The sequence below is a fragment of the Phaeobacter sp. HS011 genome (genome assembly GCF_018101215.1).
Taxonomy (GTDB): Bacteria; Pseudomonadota; Alphaproteobacteria; order Rhodobacterales; family Rhodobacteraceae; genus Phaeobacter; species Phaeobacter inhibens.
Window position 1 is genome coordinate 77,321 of sequence record NZ_JAGEUF010000005.1, and the last position, 18,245, is coordinate 95,565.

At 59.3% G+C, this 18,245-nt stretch carries 18 protein-coding genes; 4 read left to right on the forward strand and 14 right to left on the reverse strand.

Translation table 11 applies throughout. The features are described 5' to 3' along the window. Window positions 1-42: 42 nt before the first annotated feature. From smpB to J4721_RS10910, 3 genes are all read right to left on the reverse strand, one after another. Window positions 43-519, reverse strand: a complete 477-nt coding sequence (smpB, locus tag J4721_RS10900; RefSeq protein ID WP_211002683.1) for an SsrA-binding protein SmpB — start codon at window positions 517-519, stop codon at window positions 43-45. 64 nt (window positions 520-583) lie between these two features. Beyond that, complete coding sequence (locus J4721_RS10905; protein WP_211002684.1) at window positions 584-1,447, reverse strand: DMT family transporter; 864 nt, start codon at window positions 1,445-1,447, stop codon at window positions 584-586. 173 nt (window positions 1,448-1,620) lie between these two features. Then, on the reverse strand, window positions 1,621-2,175 hold the full coding sequence (locus tag J4721_RS10910; RefSeq protein ID WP_014875829.1) for a helix-turn-helix domain-containing protein: 555 nt from the start codon (window positions 2,173-2,175) through the stop codon (window positions 1,621-1,623). 149 nt (window positions 2,176-2,324) lie between these two features. Here J4721_RS10910 and J4721_RS10915 point away from each other — a divergent pair, with 149 nt between their 5' ends. From J4721_RS10915 to J4721_RS10925, 3 genes are all read left to right on the forward strand, one after another. Continuing rightward, window positions 2,325-3,530, forward strand: a complete 1,206-nt coding sequence (locus J4721_RS10915; protein WP_102873546.1) for a benzoate/H(+) symporter BenE family transporter — start codon at window positions 2,325-2,327, stop codon at window positions 3,528-3,530. A 120-nt stretch (window positions 3,531-3,650) separates the two neighbouring features. Beyond that, window positions 3,651-5,495: a dihydroxy-acid dehydratase gene (ilvD, locus tag J4721_RS10920; protein WP_014875831.1), complete on the forward strand. Its 1,845-nt coding sequence runs from the start codon at window positions 3,651-3,653 to the stop codon at window positions 5,493-5,495. A 107-nt stretch (window positions 5,496-5,602) separates the two neighbouring features. Next, a complete protein-coding gene (locus J4721_RS10925; protein ID WP_211002685.1) occupies window positions 5,603-5,821 on the forward strand; it encodes a hypothetical protein in 219 nt (72 codons plus the stop codon). A gap of 129 nt (window positions 5,822-5,950) precedes the next feature. On the opposite strand, the gene J4721_RS10930 is transcribed toward J4721_RS10925, so the two are convergent. Further along, window positions 5,951-6,769, reverse strand: coding sequence for a sulfotransferase family protein (locus tag J4721_RS10930; protein WP_211002686.1), 819 nt, complete (start codon window positions 6,767-6,769; stop codon window positions 5,951-5,953). A gap of 142 nt (window positions 6,770-6,911) precedes the next feature. Between J4721_RS10930 and J4721_RS10935 the strand changes: the two genes are divergently transcribed. Next, window positions 6,912-8,489, forward strand: coding sequence for a DUF5928 domain-containing protein (locus J4721_RS10935; protein WP_014875834.1), 1,578 nt, complete (start codon window positions 6,912-6,914; stop codon window positions 8,487-8,489). 55 nt (window positions 8,490-8,544) lie between these two features. Here J4721_RS10935 and J4721_RS10940 read toward each other — a convergent pair whose 3' ends face one another. The 10 genes from J4721_RS10940 to J4721_RS10985 form a co-directional block, all read right to left on the reverse strand. Further along, window positions 8,545-9,192, reverse strand: coding sequence for a DUF1523 family protein (locus tag J4721_RS10940; protein WP_014875835.1), 648 nt, complete (start codon window positions 9,190-9,192; stop codon window positions 8,545-8,547). A gap of 8 nt (window positions 9,193-9,200) precedes the next feature. Next, the gene (locus J4721_RS10945) at window positions 9,201-9,467 is read right to left on the reverse strand and encodes a hypothetical protein (protein ID WP_014881110.1); all 267 of its coding nucleotides are present in this window, start codon (window positions 9,465-9,467) and stop codon (window positions 9,201-9,203) included. Further along, on the reverse strand, window positions 9,467-10,852 hold the full coding sequence (locus J4721_RS10950; RefSeq protein ID WP_211002687.1) for a DUF6638 family protein: 1,386 nt from the start codon (window positions 10,850-10,852) through the stop codon (window positions 9,467-9,469). The genes J4721_RS10945 and J4721_RS10950 overlap by 1 nt, the downstream gene beginning before the upstream one ends. Before the next feature lie 2 nt (window positions 10,853-10,854). After that, on the reverse strand, window positions 10,855-11,781 hold the full coding sequence (locus J4721_RS10955) for a restriction endonuclease (RefSeq protein ID WP_217621346.1): 927 nt from the start codon (window positions 11,779-11,781) through the stop codon (window positions 10,855-10,857). Next, the gene (locus tag J4721_RS10960) at window positions 11,778-13,715 is read right to left on the reverse strand and encodes an ATP-binding protein (protein ID WP_211002688.1); all 1,938 of its coding nucleotides are present in this window, start codon (window positions 13,713-13,715) and stop codon (window positions 11,778-11,780) included. The genes J4721_RS10955 and J4721_RS10960 overlap by 4 nt, the downstream gene beginning before the upstream one ends. A gap of 107 nt (window positions 13,716-13,822) precedes the next feature. Further along, on the reverse strand, window positions 13,823-14,944 hold the full coding sequence (locus J4721_RS10965; protein ID WP_014875840.1) for a hypothetical protein: 1,122 nt from the start codon (window positions 14,942-14,944) through the stop codon (window positions 13,823-13,825). Between the two features lie 197 nt (window positions 14,945-15,141). Then, a complete protein-coding gene (locus tag J4721_RS10970) occupies window positions 15,142-15,336 on the reverse strand; it encodes a hypothetical protein (protein ID WP_014881115.1) in 195 nt (64 codons plus the stop codon). 2 nt (window positions 15,337-15,338) lie between these two features. Further along, complete coding sequence (locus tag J4721_RS10975) at window positions 15,339-16,421, reverse strand: hypothetical protein (RefSeq protein ID WP_102859278.1); 1,083 nt, start codon at window positions 16,419-16,421, stop codon at window positions 15,339-15,341. 218 nt (window positions 16,422-16,639) lie between these two features. Next, window positions 16,640-17,266, reverse strand: coding sequence for a class I SAM-dependent methyltransferase (locus tag J4721_RS10980; RefSeq protein ID WP_076617319.1), 627 nt, complete (start codon window positions 17,264-17,266; stop codon window positions 16,640-16,642). An 18-nt stretch (window positions 17,267-17,284) separates the two neighbouring features. After that, entirely contained in the window at window positions 17,285-18,037 is a 753-nt protein-coding gene (locus tag J4721_RS10985) for a phosphatidylcholine/phosphatidylserine synthase (protein WP_014881118.1), read from the reverse strand. Window positions 18,038-18,245: the final 208 nt, after the last annotated feature.

The following is an 18,245-nucleotide window of genomic DNA, read 5'->3' on the forward strand; positions in this document are numbered from 1 at the left end:
ACCGCGCGGCAGATATACCAAACGTTGTCGGCTGTTCGCGGATCAGCTGTGGTCTTTCAGCAAACGCTGCTTCTGACGTGACCAATCGCGTTTGGCCTCCGTCTCGCGTTTGTCGTGGTTCTTCTTGCCCTTGGCGATACCAATCTTGATCTTGGCCAGGCCGCGATGGTTGAAATACATCACCAGCGGCACCAGGGTCATGCCCTTGCGCTGGGTTGCATTCCATAGGTTCGACAGCTCCTTGCGGGACACCAAAAGCTTACGGCGGCGGCGCTCTTCATGTCTGAACATCTTCGCCTGTTCATAAGGCGCGATGTAGGAATTCACCAACCAAAGCTCGCCAGCATCAACCGTGGCATAGCTTTCGGCGATATTGGTGCCGCCCACGCGCAGGGATTTGACCTCGGACCCTTCCAGAAGGATCCCGCATTCCAGATCGTCTTCAATCGCGTAGTCGAACCGCGCGCGGCGGTTTTCTGCGATGACTTTGTAATTCGGGTCTGATTTTTGCTTGGCCATGGGGCGCAGATGTAAGGTGCCGGAGACCGAGGTGCAAGATGGTGATGCAGATGAGGCGCCTGCCTCAGGTCACTTGGCGGCGGTTGCTGCGCATCAGGGTGAAGCCGCCGCTGATCACGATGACAGCGCTGCCGATCAGGGTCCACATATCCGGACGCTCGTGGAAGACCACCACCCCCAGCACCATCGCAAAGATCAACCGGGTATAGCGAAACGGGGCAACGACAGAAATTTCACCAACCCGCATGGCTCCGGTCAGAGCCTGATAGGCCACCACCCCCACCAGCGTTGCGGCAGCCAAATCGATGGTGGTCGCCGCATCCGGTGTCTTCATCGGCGCACCAAAGGGCAGCGCGATCAGCCCGGCCACCACCAGCATGGCAAAGCCTGCAAGCCCGAGATGCGCATTCGACAGCCCCGCTGGTGCCGCCCGCGTGGCCAGATCGCGCCCGGCAAACCCCAGCGTTCCCGCCACCGCAAAGAGTGAGGCGAGTTCAAACCCGCTCGCACCCGGGCGCAGGATCATCAGCACCCCGATGAACCCCACCGCAATCGCCAGCCAGCGGCGCAGGCCCACATGCTCACCAAAAAACACCACCGCCCCGGCGGAAACCACCAGCGGCGTCGCCTGCAGAATAGCAGAGGCTGAGGACAACGGTGTCAGTGCAATTGCCAGCGTGAAGCAAAGCCGCCCCGCAACCTCGGCAACCGAGCGCACCAGCAAGGCGCGCGTGCAGAACACAGGGTTCCACAGGCGATGCCCTTGCGCACGCGCCACGATTGCAAAAATCACCATGCCACCGGCGCCGAACAGGATCAGGATCTGACCCACTGGCAGGCTGCGGGCAGCGGATTTGATGAACATATCTTCCAGCGCAAAGGCCGCCATGGCCAGCACCATCAGGAGGCTGCCGCGCAGTGTATCCATGGATCAGATCGCTTTCCTGTGAGCCGGAAAATACCCCGGCGATGGGTCATAAAAGGTCGGTATTCGCACGTTCCCCAAGGCGGCAACGGCACTGCGTAACAATGCAAGCATTAGGCAGGCCGCGGCTGAGGGACAAGCCGCCCGCCTGCGGCGAATTGATCCGCCAGAACAGCCTATTCAGCCGTGCCCACACGACGATAGTGATGCATGTTGAGGAAGGCCGCCCCGCGATCGCCGCTGCGGTAGCCATGCGGCTGATCGGCCGCGAACCGCAACCCCTGGCCGGTCTCCAGCGGTACCCAACTGCCATCTCGCAGCACTTCCATGGCGCCTTCCAGCACAAAGACCTCTTCGGTGACGCCGGTATCATGGGGCTGCGATTGGTGCGACTGACCGGGTCGCAGGCTGACATGGAAAGTTTCTGCCCCCAGCACCGGATCGAAGGGGAACACCATTTTTACCGCGATGGAGCCGGGGAACTGCACTGAGCGGAAGCTGCGGCCACCACTGCCTTCGGGCTGCGAGGCTTCACCGATCAGCGCTGTCAGAGGCAGGTGAAACCCTTTGGCAATCTTCCACAGCGTCGCAATCGTCGGACTTGATTCGCCCCGCTCAATCTGGCCCAGCATCGCCTTGCTGACACCCGTGACCTCAGCTGCCTTGGACAGGCTGAGCCCCGCATCCTGACGAATGTCCCGCAAATTCAGAGTGATGCCATCTTCGCTCATTGTGCTGTCCGTTGCTCTTCTGTCGATCACACGGCGTTTTAAGCCGCTGCTCAAAAAACACTTGTGCGTTATAACGCACAAATAGTACTGTGCGCTATAACGCACGCCCCTCCGATCTCTAGCGGATCCGCCATCTCAGGAAAACCCGGATGCTCAGTTCCTTGAAACTCTCGCATATTGTTGCAGGCGCGGTTGCCGTGCTGGTGGGCTACACCGGATCTGTCGCGATCATCTTTCAGGCTATTGAGGCTTCCGGCGCCAGTCAGGCACAGGCCAACAGCTGGATGTTGGCGCTGGGGCTCGGCATGGGGCTGACCAGCCTCATTTTGTCACTGGCGTACCGAATGCCTATTCTGACCGCTTGGTCCACACCTGGGGCCGCCCTGCTGGCCGTGAGCCTTGCCGATGTGCCCCTGAGCGATGCGATTGGCGCGTTTCTGTTCTGTGCTGCCCTCCTGATCCTGACCGGGGTGACCGGCTGGTTTGCCGCGCTGTCTCGGCTGATCCCGGATGCGCTGGCAAATGCCATGCTGGCCGGATTGCTGTTCCCCTTTGGTCTGGCCGCCTTTAGTGCGTTTCAATCCGACACTGCTCTGGTTGCCGCCATGGCGGTCACCTTTGTGGCCGGGCGGCGTTTGTTTGCACGCTATTCCATCCCGGCCGTGCTGGCTGTTGGCATCCTGTGGTGCCTTGGTGATGGCAGTTTCACCCATACTGCTTCATTAGATCTGACAGTGGCCCAGCCGGTCTTCATGATGCCGAGTTTTTCACTGCCCGTGCTGATCGGGGTCGGTCTGCCGCTGTATATCGTCACCATGTCCTCGCAGAATATGCCCGGCGTGGTCACGCTCAAGGCCGCAGGCTATGCGCCGCCAGTCTCCGCCAGTCTGATCGTAACTGGTGCCGCCTCTTTCGCGCTGGCGCCCTTTGGTGGATTTGCCTTCAACCTCGCAGCCATCACCGCTGCCATCGGCTGCGGACCGGAAGCGGATGAAAACCCCAAGACCCGCTATATGGCCGGGGTGATGACGGGTGTGTTCTACGTCTTCGTCGGGCTTGGCGGCGCAACGGTCATCAGCCTGTTCCTGATCGCACCCAAGGCGCTGGTTGCCACGGTGGCGGGCCTTGCACTCCTGTCGACCATCGGCAACAGCCTCTCCGCGGCGCTGAGTGATGCACGGGGGCGCGAAGCCGCACTGATCACCTTCATGGTCACCGTATCCGGTATCAACTTCTTCGGAATTGGCGCTGCGTTCTGGGCGCTTGTTGTCGGCATTGCCGTGAATCACGTGATCACCCCACCGCCACCAAACACGGCGACAGCGGGCACAGCTGCAGATCCTGCCCGATCATGACCCGCCAAAGCCTGCAAAATCTCGCAGAAACCACCAGATAATTACCGAAGACCGCCCCGACATGTTGCCTTTGTTGCGCAAATCGTGTCCCTGAGGGGCAAAGACAAGGGAACCAGCCAGATGCCAATGTACCGATCCAGAACCTCCACCCATGGCCGCAACATGGCCGGCGCACGCGGCCTGTGGCGCGCCACCGGCATGACAGACGATGATTTCGGCAAGCCCATCATCGCCATCGTCAATTCTTTCACCCAGTTCGTGCCCGGCCACGTCCACCTGAAGGACCTGGGCCAGATGGTCGCCCGCGAGGTTGAGGCAGCCGGCGGCGTCGCAAAGGAGTTCAACACCATCGCTGTGGATGACGGCATCGCCATGGGCCATGACGGTATGCTCTATTCCCTGCCCTCCCGCGAGGTGATCGCTGACAGCGTCGAATATATGGTCAACGCTCATTGTGCGGACGCCATGGTCTGCATCTCCAACTGTGACAAGATCACCCCCGGCATGCTGATGGCCGCAATGCGGCTGAACATTCCGGCGATCTTTGTCTCCGGTGGTCCGATGGAAGCCGGCAAGATCGACATTGCCGATCTCGACATGAAAAAAATCGATCTGGTGGACGCCATGGTTGCCGCCGCCAGCGACACGATGACCGACGAACAGGTTCAGCACATCGAGGAAAACGCCTGCCCGACCTGTGGGTCGTGCTCCGGCATGTTCACCGCAAATTCGATGAATTGTCTGGCAGAGGCGCTGGGTCTGGCGCTGCCGGGCAATGGCTCGACCCTGGCCACCCATGCCGACCGCAAGCATCTGTTCCTGGAAGCAGGCCGCAAGATCGTTGACATCACCAAGCGTCACTATGTGGGCGAGGAGAAAGGTCTTCTGCCGCGTGAAATCGCGACCTTTGATGCGTTTGAGAACGCCATGAGCCTCGATATCGCGATGGGGGGGTCCACCAATACCGTGCTGCATCTTCTGGCGATCGCCAATGAGGGCAAGGTCGATTTCACCATGACTGATATGGACCGCCTCAGCCGTAAGGTCCCCTGCCTCTGCAAGGTCGCGCCGAATATCGAGAATGTGCATATGGAGGACGTCCATCGCGCCGGGGGCATCTTCTCCATCCTCGGAGAGCTGAGCCGTGCAGGCCTGTTGCACAATGAGTGCAGCACCGTGCATTCCAGTACCATGGGTGAAGCCATCGCCAAATGGGACATCAAGGTCGCCAACAACCCTGACGCCGAAGCGCTGTTCAAAGCGGCCCCCGGTGGCGTGCGCACCACTGAAGCGTTCTCGCAGTCCAACCGCTACAAGGAGCTGGACACAGACCGCGAGGGGGGCGTGATCCGGTCCAAGGACCATGCCTTCAGTCAGGATGGCGGCCTGGCGGTGCTGTTCGGCAATATCGCCCGCGACGGCTGCATTGTGAAAACCGCTGGTGTGGATGATAACATCCTGAAATTCACCGGCTCCGCCTATGTCTGCGAAAGCCAGGATCAGGCGGTGAACGACATCCTGACCAGCAAGGTGAAAGAGGGCGATGTCGTCGTGATCCGCTACGAGGGTCCGCGCGGCGGTCCGGGTATGCAGGAAATGCTCTACCCGACCTCCTATCTGAAGTCGAAAGGGCTGGGCAAAGCCTGCGCACTCTTGACCGATGGCCGCTTCTCGGGCGGCACCTCGGGCCTCTCCATTGGCCATGTCTCACCCGAGGCAGCTGAAGGCGGCACCATCGGGCTGGTTCAGCAGGGGGATACCATCGAGATCGACATCCCCAACCGCACCATCCATCTGGCAGTTTCGGACGAAGAGCTGGCCGCGCGCCGTGCCGCCCAGGACGCGGCGGGCTGGAGACCCGTCAAGCCGCGCAAACGCAAAGTCTCCACTGCGCTGAAGGCCTATGCGCTGCTGGCCACATCGGCGGCCAAAGGCGCCGTGCGCGCCCTGCCTGACGACGAATAACCGACGCTGTCAGTTAGTCCGCTTTGGAAGACCCCGGCATCTTGGATGTCGGGGCTTTTTCTTTCATAGAAATCCGGCCCTAGTCGACCCACCGCAGGAGATCCGACATGACCATTTGGCGCCCCGCCCAGTCCATTCGCGTGAAAACCATTGGTCTGCCCTGGCGCGATGGCCGCTTCCTCGCGGCGGAGGTGCCCGATGACAGCGGCCAGAGATGTATCGCCAGATGGTTCCATCCTGATGCGCTGGAGGCTGGCGGGATTGAGTTGTTTCCCGCCCGATTGAAAACCCAGCTGCAAGATCTGGGATCCCCGGCCCGCGCATAAGGCACAAAGCCCTCACCTTTCCCAAAATACTCCCGCCGGAGGCGCGCCGCGCCAGCGGCGCCACGCCCAACCGGGACAAGATCATGTCAATGATTGCAGCCCGGGCGGGAGCCGATGGTCGGGTTGGGCCTACTCGCCCAGTTTGGCGTGCACCTCATCAAGGTCGATCTCGCCCACCGGCATCTTGTTGGCGGGGTTTTCAAAGTCATATTTGAAAACTTCGAAATCCCGCTTGTAGATCTCATAGACCAGATGCATCGACAGATCGTCAAAATAGTCTTCGACCGGGTGGGCCCGTTTGGGGCCGTGACCTTCGCTTTCGTTGAAGCGGGGGATCTGGTTCAGATCCACCTGATGCGGCGTCTCAATGGCGTCCAGTACATCCTGCATGCCCTCGTTGAAGGCTTCAGTCCAGATCACCTTGTCGTATCGGCCGCCATTACAAATGAAGGTCGAGACATGGCCCGACGTGGCCGACCAGTGGATATCCGGCTCCATCGGGCGGCGAAACTTCACCGTGTCTCGGACAAACAGCAGGAAACGGCGGAAGCTCTTGATCTGATCAAACGGCTCTTCGCCGTCATCCCCGCCCACCTCAATCCCATAGTCATAGGTGAGCCGCGGCACCAGATTGCCCCGGTAGCGTTTGCCATTGCGCTGGATGCCGCAGATCTTGTCGAAGAAGGAACTCAGCACCCGGGTGTAAGGATTTCGCACGCAGGTGAATGCGTAGGATTTCTGCGCCTGAACATTGCTGGTGATCAGCGGCTGGCTGTCAGGCAGAGCCCATTTGTGCAGACCGCCAGTGGCATCGTGAATATCGCCGTCAAAGAACTGCCCATGGTCGGAATAATACATGATCTGACCGATGGTGGAGCAGGCACATTTGGGCACCACGCGATAGACCACGCTTTCGCTCTCCGTCATCCAGGTGCCTGGAAATCCCATCTGCCTCTCCCCCGTCCCCATGCGCCGCAATTGGCGCCTCGTACTACTCTAGTCGTTAAAAGCGAAATAATGCGGTTTATTCAGTGAGAATTCGTCAGTATCAAGGAAACAATCAATCAAAATACGACACCGGGGCGCTGTCATGGCAAAAATCGCATATGTTCTGCTGTGCCATAAGGACCCAGAGGCGATTATTCAGCAGGCGGAGCGACTAACCGCAGCCGGTGACTATATGGCGATCCATTTCGATGGGCGCTCTCCGGCCAGTGATTATCAGCAGATCCGCACGGCCCTGAAGGACAATCCCAACATCTGCTTTGCCCGCAAACGGGTCAAATGCGGCTGGGGGGAATGGTCGCTGGTTCAGGCAACCCTCTATGCGCTGGAAAGCGCGGTTGCGACCTTCCGGCGAGCGACACATTTCTACATGGTCTCAGGCGACTGCATGGCGATCAAGACCGCAGAATATGCCCATCAGCTGCTGGATAGTCGGGATTGCGACTATATCGAAAGTTTTGATTTCTTTGAAAGCAACTGGATCAAGACCGGCATGAAGGAAGATCGGCTGATCTACCGCCATGTCTTCAACGAACGCAAAAACAAACGCCTGTTCGATCTGAGCCACAGCCTGCAGAAACGCCTCGGCCTGACCCGCGCGCTGCCTGAAGACATGCAGATCCAGATCGGCAGCCAGTGGTGGTGCCTGCGGCGCCGGACCGTCGAATGGATCCTGTCCTTCCTGACCGAGCGGCGTGATGTGCTGCGGTTCTTTCGCACCACCTGGATCCCGGATGAAACCTTCTTTCAGACCCTGGTGCGCCATCTGGTCCCCACGAAGGAAATCGAGAGCCGCACGCTGACATTGCTGATGTTCTCGGACTACGGGATGCCGGTGCAGTTCTACAATGATCACTACGACATGCTGATGGGGCAGGACTTCCTCTTCGCCCGCAAGATCAGCCCCGAGGCGCAGGAGCTGAAATCCCGTCTTGGCGCGCTTTATGCCGAGCAGGGCGTTGAATTTCAGATCTCCAATGAGGGGCGCAATCTTTATGGTTTTTTGACCAAGCGCGGGCGCAACGGGCTGCGCTTTGCCCCACGCTTCTGGGAAACCGAAAGCACGCTTGGGCGCAACCGCGAATTGCTGATCATCAGCTGCAAGAAATGGCATGTCGCGAAGCGGCTGATTGACCGGCTGCGCGAGGTAAGCAACGTCCCGGCACTGGCCTATCTCTTTGACGAGGAAGGCACCGATATGCCCGATCTCGGCGGGATCGAGGCAACGCTTTGGAAGCGTACCCGCCACCGTCGCGCGCTGGTGCGGATGTTGTTTGATTACTATGAGACCGACCGTTTGGTAATATGCCTTGATCCGTCAGCGCTGGAGTTGATGCAGGATTTCTGCGCTGATCGGGCCGTCACACGCATCCTGCAGATCGAATGCAGTCTCAGCGATGATTACCTGACAGGCCATGCCGAGCGCATCGGGCTGGCCGGGCAGCAGACAGCCTCCGCCGCGCTGGAACGATTGCTGCCAACCATCCGCAATGACATCCAGCATGAGTCCGACCGTATCCGTGATGTGGGGTTTGATCACCACAGTCTGATCCGCGAAAGCGACAGCAATGAGCAGATCGCCGAGCAGCTGATGCCGTTTCTGGCCTTGGATCATGATGCCGCTCTGACGCTCGCGCGGACCGAGCATCTCTTCTCTGACTAGGGCAACCTTATCGGCGGGCCGCCCAAGTCTGGTGTTATGGTCCGGACGCGGTTTGTTACTTCTGTTTCCAGCTATCCAGCCAGCGCCGGAACCGGCCACGCCGCTCTGACAGCGCATCACCCGCAGCGTAAAGGCTGTCTTCGACATTCTCCACCATCGGATCGATCCGCGCGCGGCGGAAGCGGCGCCAGCGCACATAAAGCGCCCAGACCACAGCCGCCAACATCGTCAGGAAGATGATATTGAACCAGTTCACCTGGCTATACTCCGGCCCGTCAACCGGCTTCACCGCGACCGCATTCGGGAAGATCGACATAAACTCATTGCGCCAACCATAGTGGCGCAGCAGCACCCACTGCGGATCGGCCTTGGTGGACGCAAGATCGGTCAGCTCGGCTTGCAGGTTGGAGCTGTCCAGCTTGAAATACGGCGGCCAGCCCCAGCCGGTATCCTCGTTGCGATAAACGATAGGCCGACCATTGGGAAAAAACGCCTCTACGAAGCGCACATCGCGGTTGACGCTGGTGGCGCTTTCCTGCGCGGTGTCCTGCTGCGCCCAGAAGATCGAGTTCTCGCCGAAATCAACCCGGCGCACCTCTGTCTTGACCACGCGCACCACATCATTCTGCGGCAGTGTATAATGCAGAAAGGCCCCTGCCAGCAGCCAGATGGTGAGAATGAACACCCATTTTACGTAACGCATCAGCGACCTCACATGAAATTCATGACATAGACCAGGAGCGCGATGGCCCCCAGTGGCACGACATAGACCAACAGGATCAGTCTGCGCCGCAGTGACCTGTCATATTGGTGCAACCCGCGCTGGATGAAGGCGGAACGGTCTCCGGTCAACCCCTTCTCGGCCCAGCGGCGTTTCAGTTTCGCCCGCCGCACCTCGCGCGAGTAGAGCGAGACAACGCCGTAGATCACTGTCAGCACCACCAGAAGGATCGCCATCAGGCGCAGAAAGGCAAACATCAGCGGCGTCCCCTGTTGCCAGATCTGCTGCTGACAGCGCCCCAGGGGCCAACCCGTTCGACCAGACTTTCTGTTTCACGCCGCTTCGGTCGATCCTGCGCGCTAGTGCTGCGCCCGCTCATATCCGGTTCATGACCAAATAGGGCTGCCCGCGCGCCGGCCTTGTCCACTGCATATTCGCGCGCAAGGAAAGCCGCCACGTGGTCCTTCTTCGCTTCTGGCCAATTGCGATACTGCTGATAGAACGCCTCCTTGTGGCAGATGAACAGCTGGCGGAAATCCAGCGGCGTCAGCTCTGCCAGCAGCATATTGACCAGATCCCGGTTCGGCGTGTTGGTGGCCCGCAGGCAGTAGAAATAGGCCGGGTGATCCGATTTGATCCGGGGCCATTTGCCACCGCTTTCGGCCCAGCGGACCATCGCTGCCATGCCTTCGAATTCGGTCGGCAACTCGCTGGCGTGACGTGCCGCCATGCGCCGCAGATCGCTGCGCGACAGACCTGACAGATCCATCCCCTTGTCCGCCAGCACACTGATCGCCAGAAATCCCATCTTCTGACGCAGGATCGCCGCGCCATCGACGCCGCGCGCGCGGATGATCGGCTCTACCAGCCCGTTCAGTTCCAGAAACTTCGCAACCGCATTGTCCTGCGTTAGGTCAAACACCCGGTCCAGCGGCACGCCTTCGGGTTTTTCCCCACTGGCGATCAGGGCCGGGTGCTCCACATTCTGAAACACATAAAGCCCGCCGAAATGCGCGGTCCAGAAATTCTGCTGCTCAAACACCTCATGCTTCAGCCGCACCGGGTTGCGGGTGACATCGCCGGTTTTTTCCGCCGTCTCGATCATCTCGGCGATCAGCGCATCATCAAACCAACCGTCTTCCTCGCTCTTGAACCGGTCCACCAGTTCGGCCAGCTGGTCGGCCTGCCGCAGCGTGCCCCTTGTGGTGTCCGCCTCGACCCTGACCTGCCGAATGTCAAAGAGCTGCACAGGCGTTGCCACCTCAAACACCGAATTGACCAACTCACCCGCCACTGCATCGGTCGCCGTCAGCGCAAAAAGCTGGTTTTCATTGGCCGCAATGAACCGGCGCAGAATGTCCCGGCTGGTAGAGAATTTCACATTCAGGAGCGGGCAGCGTTTCTGTTCGGTGCTGAGCAGGATGAACTGCCGGTTGACGCCCGCGTGGTTCAGATAGTGATCATCCCCCAGCTCATCGCCCACCTCCGGCGAGTAGCCGGAGATATCGACGTGGAAATCCGTGAGGGTTGTGGTTTTGCCGATCAGATGCTTCAGCGCGCGGTTATACCGCTCCACCAGCGTGGGCGAGGCCACATGGAAAAGATTGCCGAACATCAGACCGTTTTGGATGAGGCGTTTCATTACTAAATTGTCCCGAACCAGTTGGGATCAATCTTCACACTTTCGATCATCTCAGTCGCGACACCCAACTTGTTGTCTTTCAAGAGCTCGCACAGTCTCGAGCCATCGATCAAATCGATGGCGGTTGCGCCATCTCTCGTCGCCTCATCCGATGCCTGCGCGGTAAAATTACCTGTCGTGATAAATAGGCCCTTGTCCGCCCTTCCCATCATCGCACCTCGAAAATCCCGAATTTCTGAGGACCCCACACTTCCTTTCCAACGTTTGCATTGGAAAAACACTTGAAAAGACACAAGATTTACCCGTAGGACGCCGACGCCATCTATCCCGCCGTCGCCCGATTTACCGCGAACCTCAACTTTGGTGAACCCAGCCTCGCGCAAAAGGCGCTGAGCGAGGCGCTCGAACGCCGCGGGATCCATCGCCTTTAGCACTTCGAGAAGTGTTTCTCTCCAGCTTTCGGTACTAGGATCTGTAGCCTCTCCATCATTTTCTGAGCTTAAACGCTCCAGATTTTCTCCTGAAGTTGCAGCAGGTTTCGACTGACGGCGCCGTTCGCGAGCACGCGCTTTCTCCTCTTCATTTACGAGGTCTACAATCTTCTTGGTCTCGTCATAACTATGAATGTCGTAACCCGCCTCGGTCAACGCCCAGACACCTCGCGCTGAATTTTCAAGGGCACCTCCACGTTTTAGAAACGTGCGAGACCACGCTAGGTAATAGTTCAATCGCGGCTGACTACTATTGGAGCCGGTCATCATGAATGACTGCTCTGCCTCTGACACGCCCTCAAGTTCAGCGACTTTTTCGTCCAACTCGTGAATTGAGGCAGAACCGCCCATTGATTTCAAAGCGTCTACAGTCGCAAGCATCATCCCCGGGAGATCAGGAAAGCCCTCAGCCTCAATAATGAAACGCCTACTATTCACCCCTGCCCCTCCAGATACCGCCGCTTGGCCTCTTCCTGCCGCCCGAAATCGCGCACCATGTTGTCAATCGCCACCTCATCCGACTTGTCGGCATAGCGGAACTCACTATCGGCGTAGCGGTTGATCTCCTGCACCACCATGTCGATGGTGATCGGCACCCGCAGTTCACCAATCATCGCGGATTTGGTCTCGTAATCCTTGAACAGGAACAGCTCCGGGTTCTCCATCCAGTCATCCGGCAGCTCGAAATCCATCGCCCGGACCTTCACCGCATCGGTGATGTTCTTAATCGCGCGACCGGTGAAGCGTTCATCTGCCGCCTGGATCGCCTTCAGATAGGTGCCCAGCTTGGCAAGGTTGTCCAGTTCGCCGATCTGGTCATGGACGCGGCCAAAGACCTCTGCCAGCCCCGGCTCCTGCGGGCGGTTGTGCGCCTCAAATGACCGCGCGACGGCCTGTTTGATCTCCTGCGCGCCGTATAGCTCGTGGTCGCCCAGCGGGATCGCGTGGTTCTTGCCCATCAGGAGGGTCAGAATGTCGATGTAATCCTCCCGCGTCTGCGGCCCGTCCACCAGGAACCGCGCGCCCGCCCGTTGGCGCAGGGCATCATCCACGTTTTCGGGATAGTTGGAGAACATGCCAAATGTGCAATTGCCGCGCACCACGGTACCCGCCCCGGCAAAGGCCTCCATGAACACCGCCGTCACCTCCTGCTGGCCCGCGCTGGACTGGCGGTCGCCGCGCTTGCCTGCGATCTGGTCGATGTCGTCGATGGTGCCAAAACCGATCACACCCGGATCAATCACGTTCTGAATGAACGATTTGGCGTTCTGGCCGGATTTGCCCTGATAGCTGTCGATATTGTCGATGCCGAAATTCTGGTAGCGGAAGGCATAACCCGCATTCTGGCAATAATCATGGATGAGGCCGGCCATCATCTGAATGAGCGTGGTCTTACCCGTCCCGGGCTTGCCATCCCCCATGAAGGTGAAGATGAACCCGCCCATTTCGGCAAAGGGGTTCAGGCGGCGGTCGAAATCATAGGCCATCAGCATTTTAGCCAGCCGCAGGGCCTGATATTTGGCGATATGGTTGCCGACCACCTCATGCGGTTTTTTGAACGCCATCGTCAGGGTGGTGGATTTCGCCTTGGCCGCCGGTTCAAAGCCGCTGATGGTCAGGTCATCCGCCTCCACCCGCCAGTCTGCGGCGGTGAAACCTTCCAGACGCGGCGCGGATCGAGCGCGTAAAGCCGCCTTCTCCATCAGCTGTTCGGCATAGGCGGCGGTGGCCGCAATCAGATGCACATCATCGGGGGCATGCAGCGCCAGTTTCTGGTCCAGCTCCCACAGTGCCCCGTGCAGGGCCAGCGGCGCGTTATCCGTCAGCAGCTCCTCCGCCTCGCCCACCTCGGCCTGCGCCTCAGACCCGTGCGGTGCCAGCAGATAGGCGGCGGCATTGGCAAACACATGCGCTGCAAGCAGCGCCTCGGCGGCCAGCAATTCGGTGAACTCGCCCTTGCGCGCCGCATCCAGCGAGCCGGCCAGATTGGCCCGTTTCAGATCACCCAGACCCGAGACATCCGCATAAGCCTCTCCCATCGCCAGGGAAACCGCCAGCGCCCGGCGCAAGGCGTGCTGCAGGGTCGCCTGCAGCGGCGAGGTCAGCGGATCATCGTCATCCGCCGCCTCGATCCGGGCGATCAGATGCACGCCGTCAGGGCGCGCGGTGGAGCGTGTGACCAGCCCTGGCGTGGTCGAGCGGAATCGCCGCCGCGTGCCGATCCCTGCAGATCGCTCTGGCGCCTTGCCCTCGACCGCAGGCTTGGCAATGCGCGGGGTGTGGTCAAACCCCTCCAGCATCGCCGCAGCCGCCGCGTAGTGCTTGCGGATATCCTCTTCCCGCAGTTCCATCTGATTCCCTGAAATGCTCATCTCACCCTCTCAATTCGTATCGTCGCGGGCGAAAAATCCGGCCCGCCCATCTTCTGGCTAAAAATATCCCCGCCGGAGGCTCCCGCACCCGGCCACAAGCACAGACGTCAGTACCGCAGCACCTGCCCCGCTTCGCTCACCACGAATTTCTGCACATCGCCGAACCCCGGCGGGTCCAGCTCTGCCAGCACCTGAAACGGGCGCTGCGGCAGGATGATGGCGCGCTGGGTCCGGGTCGCGCCGGTATCCGCGCCGCGCCCGCCAAAGGGGTCGAGCGCGAAGATCTCCCGCTCCACGGTGCCGAACCAGCCCGACCGCTCCTCGCGCACCTCTTCGCTTTCCAACTCCTCCAGCGTCCAGGCCAGGGCCCAATCCTGACCCGCTGGGGCCTCCGCCTCCTCCAGCACCCGGTGCAGAGGGCCGGATTGTTCGGTGTAGGCGGAGGAATACATCGGGCCGACATGGAAACGGCGCAGATGCTTGGGGTGGAGGTTATCAAAATCCTCGTCGAACCCCTTGGCGATGGTCACCAGCTTTAGCCCGGCCAGCGCCTGTGCCATCAGATGCGCCTGCACCTCGGGCCAGCGACGCTCGTCCTTGGGCAACGCCACCTTGCCGCTGTCTTCCAGCTCCATCAGGTAGATCACCGGCAGGTTCACCTGGCTGTCATAGGCCGCCCAATGCAAGAGAAACCGGCGGCGCCGCTCACCGATGTTCTCTAACCACTCGCAGACCGGGTCGTTCTGGGTCCAGAACAGCTGCCCCTTCAGCAACTCCTGATAATAAAGCCGTTGCGACAGAGCGAACTGTAGTTTTGATGGCGTTGTGCGCTCCGAGATGATGGTGCGCACCATATCGTCCTTCAGCTGTTCTTCGCTGGCCATATTCGCCAGATGCCGCTCCGCCTGCTGGGCGTCATTGGCCATGGTCATCAGCTCCGCCGCAACCGGAAACCCGCTGTCGCGTTTGTCCATCGCCAGGCTGCCAAAAAACCGCCCGGTATCGCGCCCCGCCATCAGGTACTTCATCGACAGCGCCCGGAAGGTGAAATTGAGCCGCATGAGGTAAGCAGTCAGCACCTTCACATCCGATTTCGACAGCCGCCCCTCCGCCTGCATCGCTGCCGACACCCGGGTTAGGTGCCGGATGATGGTCTCGAACTTCTTGAAATACCGGCGCGAGGCGAAGGTATCACTGAGGCCGGCGTGATCGTGGGAGGGATCAGTCATACATTCCCCCTTCCCGGACGTGCCGCTTGCGGCGCGGACAGCGCCCGGCCGCCCCCATCAAACCGAAGGTTTGCCCCGGGCAAAACGGCGCGCGCTACGCCCCAACCCGCGGCCGGGAGCTGTCCTGTGTTTCTCCAAAGGTGCAATGACAACATGTAGCTCCTGCTAGCTAGAGGTGCTCTTCCACTTTGAAAGTGCTATTCACCCAAGTCCTTAGAAAGATCCCAGGCAAAGATTGCGAATATCCCAGCTACCGCGGCCACAACCCATTCGGCATAAGGGCCGCCAACGGCGAAATAGAGAACAGCCAAAGTTCCAAAAACAACCGCCAGCACGCTCCACCAGAACCAGTTCAGAGGACACGGGATATTCAGGAACTCAAGCCAATCCAAATTCACCCCCCATAGAGGTTTTTGTCGTGCTTCTTGACAATCGCGGCGAACCGGCGGGCAAAGCGTTCATCCGCCTTGGCTTTCTTCTCCAGCACGTCGCGGGCGAACACCATGTTGTCCTCATGGCTTTCCAGCATGTCGGCCATTTTCTGGTTGGTCGCGGTGCCGATCGCAGCCATTGCAGTCTGGGCTTCCTTGTCGGTCTGCACGCCAATCTCGTTGATCCGATGCGCCACATCCTGCTGCTGTGCGGTCTTCAGCGATTTGGTCAGCGCGTCATACAGCACCACTCGCTGCGCCGTGTCCGTCTGCAGCTTGTTGATCAGCACCATCTGCGTCGCTGCCTGGTTTTGCAGGGAGTCGACCCAGGTCTTGCCCTTCTCGATATAGCGCTCCAGCGTCTGGGACTTGGCGAGCTTCACCTGCTCATCCTGCACCATCGCGTTATATTTCGCATTCAGATCCGCCAGCTCGGTCTCTAGTTTGGTGCGCGCGGCCGCGTCTTGCTCAACCGAGATTTTGTTTTCCAGCTCAATGATCTGGGGATCCAGGGCCACAATCTCAGCGCGGACCGCCTCCAGCTCTTGCACAGTGAATTCGCGGTCGTCCAATGTAGCCGACAGGTTCACCTGCACCTTTTCACGCTGATCTTCCAGCGTCGCCAGCTGACCCTCCAGAAGTTTTACGATCACGTCAGACTTGGCAATCAGGTCCTGCAGCTTGTCGTCGATACTGGCCGTACGCATCCGTTCTTGGCGCATCGAATCCGATTTGCCACGGCTGAAAAAGCCAACAAAGCTCTCCCAGCCGGTTTTCGAACGCATCTCGTCGAAATCCTTGGAGAACGCGGTGGTCACATCATCCAGCCCCATGATCAGCTCGGCGATATTGGCATTCATCACCTCAGTATGGGCGTGCACGTCGTCCAGCGTTGCGTTCTCAATGTCGATGCTGGCGTCTTCTCCGGCCGAAATCTTGGCCCGCGCGGTTTCGATCCGCGAGGTCAGCGCCGTGATCTTCTGCTGCGACTCGCTCACCTTGGCTTGTGAGGCCCGCACCATCTCGTCAAATTGTGATTGGCTCATAAAGTGCCCTTTCTGCAATGTCTTATGTGTCATATGGGGAATGTAAACGAAATTTACATCCCCAATGTAAAGAAAACCCGCCTTCACTGCAGCCATACCGCAGCACCGCGCAGGTCCGTTGCCAGCAGTTTTGCAGAGCTGCCATGCAAAGGGAAGACCGACCGGCAGCCCGATCGGTCACAGCCCGCAGATATTGACCAGCGAAACGCTGTCGGGCCTCAGACGGGTTTGATTTTGGAGAGCACCAGAAAGGTCATCAGGCCAAAGGGCGGCAGCGGCTGGTGGTGCTCCACCGAGAGGTGATCTGCCCCCAGCACGGTGTCGATCTCAAAATCCGAGTGCCAGCCAAGCACATTGGCAAACGGCGCGGACACCCGTTCGAGGAACGCCAGCACGCCCTGTTCGCGCAGGAAATGATTGGTGATCACCACTTTACCGCCAGGCTTGAGCACGCGGGCAATCTCACCCATCACCTGTTCGGGGTCTGGTACGACGGACAGCACATGCATAGCTGAAACAGTGTCGAAGGTGGCATCAGGAAAATCCAGCGCGCGGGCATCCATCTGGCGCAGCGTTTCCACATGGTCGAGGTCGTTTTCCTCCACCCGTTTCATCGCTTTTTTCAGCATATCCTCGCTGAAGTCGATACCGGTGACTTTCAGGTGGGATTTATAGAGTGGCAAGGACAGACCGGTGCCGACACCCACCTCCAGCACCCGACCGCTGCGATGTTCGTTGACGTAGCCGACAGCACGGCGACGCCCCACATTGGTAATTGCCCCAAATGTTTTGTCATAGACAGGGGCCCAACGGGCATACGACGATTCAACAGCCTTGATATCCAATTATCCACCCTTACTCTTTTATGCGCCGGTCTCCGGCGTTTTCTTTTTAACCAATCCCCAGGCCACCATCGCGGCATACCCAAGGCACAGGATCACCAATGTAATCCATGCGTAAATCAGGACAGCTGCCCCCGCAAAGGCAAAACCGACCAGAAAATACTTCACGTTTTCGCGCGAAATTTTGACTGCCTTCAGCGACCAGGTTGGCACATGGCTGATCATAAGCAATCCGATGACACCCATATGAAGGCAGATCAAAATATCCGGAATGACCGGCGCATCGGCGAAGGCAAAAGAAATGAACATCGGCAACATCGCAAGGAGTGCGCCGGCCGGGGATGGTACCCCTTCAAAATAAACGCTTTTTGCGGTGACTTTCTTCTCGGACTTGGTCGACACGTTAAACCGCGCCAGACGCACCACGCAGCAGACCGAGAACACCAGCACCGCCAGCCATCCCAGACCGCGCATGTCCTGAAGGGCCCAATAGTAGATCACCAGTGGCGAGGCGACTCCGAAGTTGAGAAAATCTGCCAGCGAGTCGAGTTCCGCACCCATCTTGCTGTCGCTACGCAGGATCCGCGCCAGACGTCCGTCAAAGCCATCCAGAATCGCCGCCGCCAGAATCAGCTGTACCGCCAGCGTATAGTTGCCCTGCACCCCGAACCGGATCGCCGACAGTCCGGCACAGATGGCCGCAATGGTCATCATATTCGGCAGCAGCTGGATCAGCGCATATTCGGATTTTCGCTTTTCCGGTGGGTGGTGCATAGCGGTGGTGTTTCCTTGTTCACGGCAGGGAGCCACCACACTCCCAGCGTCCCGAAGCGGGGTATAATCGCAGGATCAAGGTGTCGCCTTTGCGCACATATGCCCCAACCAGGGCGCCGGTGCAATCTTTGCGACCTGCCACATGGGCCCGGCGGCGGTATCGCGGCCTGACCACCGCTTGCCGATCAGATCACGCGGCGACAGATAC

What these genes read in the sequence shown, in the direction of transcription:
- smpB (WP_211002683.1), bottom strand. Translation starts at nt 519, where the DNA reads ATGGCCAAGCAAAAATCAGACCCGAATTACAAAGTCATCGCAGAAAAC.
- J4721_RS10905 (WP_211002684.1), bottom strand. Translation starts at nt 1,447, where the DNA reads ATGGATACACTGCGCGGCAGCCTCCTGATGGTGCTGGCCATGGCGGCC.
- J4721_RS10910 (WP_014875829.1), bottom strand. Translation starts at nt 2,175, where the DNA reads ATGAGCGAAGATGGCATCACTCTGAATTTGCGGGACATTCGTCAGGAT.
- J4721_RS10915 (WP_102873546.1), top strand. Translation starts at nt 2,325, where the DNA reads ATGCTCAGTTCCTTGAAACTCTCGCATATTGTTGCAGGCGCGGTTGCC.
- ilvD (WP_014875831.1), top strand. Translation starts at nt 3,651, where the DNA reads ATGCCAATGTACCGATCCAGAACCTCCACCCATGGCCGCAACATGGCC.
- J4721_RS10925 (WP_211002685.1), top strand. Translation starts at nt 5,603, where the DNA reads ATGACCATTTGGCGCCCCGCCCAGTCCATTCGCGTGAAAACCATTGGT.
- J4721_RS10930 (WP_211002686.1), bottom strand. Translation starts at nt 6,769, where the DNA reads ATGGGATTTCCAGGCACCTGGATGACGGAGAGCGAAAGCGTGGTCTAT.
- J4721_RS10935 (WP_014875834.1), top strand. Translation starts at nt 6,912, where the DNA reads ATGGCAAAAATCGCATATGTTCTGCTGTGCCATAAGGACCCAGAGGCG.
- J4721_RS10940 (WP_014875835.1), bottom strand. Translation starts at nt 9,192, where the DNA reads ATGCGTTACGTAAAATGGGTGTTCATTCTCACCATCTGGCTGCTGGCA.
- J4721_RS10945 (WP_014881110.1), bottom strand. Translation starts at nt 9,467, where the DNA reads ATGTTTGCCTTTCTGCGCCTGATGGCGATCCTTCTGGTGGTGCTGACA.
- J4721_RS10950 (WP_211002687.1), bottom strand. Translation starts at nt 10,852, where the DNA reads ATGAAACGCCTCATCCAAAACGGTCTGATGTTCGGCAATCTTTTCCAT.
- J4721_RS10960 (WP_211002688.1), bottom strand. Translation starts at nt 13,715, where the DNA reads ATGAGCATTTCAGGGAATCAGATGGAACTGCGGGAAGAGGATATCCGC.
- J4721_RS10965 (WP_014875840.1), bottom strand. Translation starts at nt 14,944, where the DNA reads ATGACTGATCCCTCCCACGATCACGCCGGCCTCAGTGATACCTTCGCC.
- J4721_RS10975 (WP_102859278.1), bottom strand. Translation starts at nt 16,421, where the DNA reads ATGAGCCAATCACAATTTGACGAGATGGTGCGGGCCTCACAAGCCAAG.
- J4721_RS10985 (WP_014881118.1), bottom strand. Translation starts at nt 18,037, where the DNA reads ATGCACCACCCACCGGAAAAGCGAAAATCCGAATATGCGCTGATCCAG.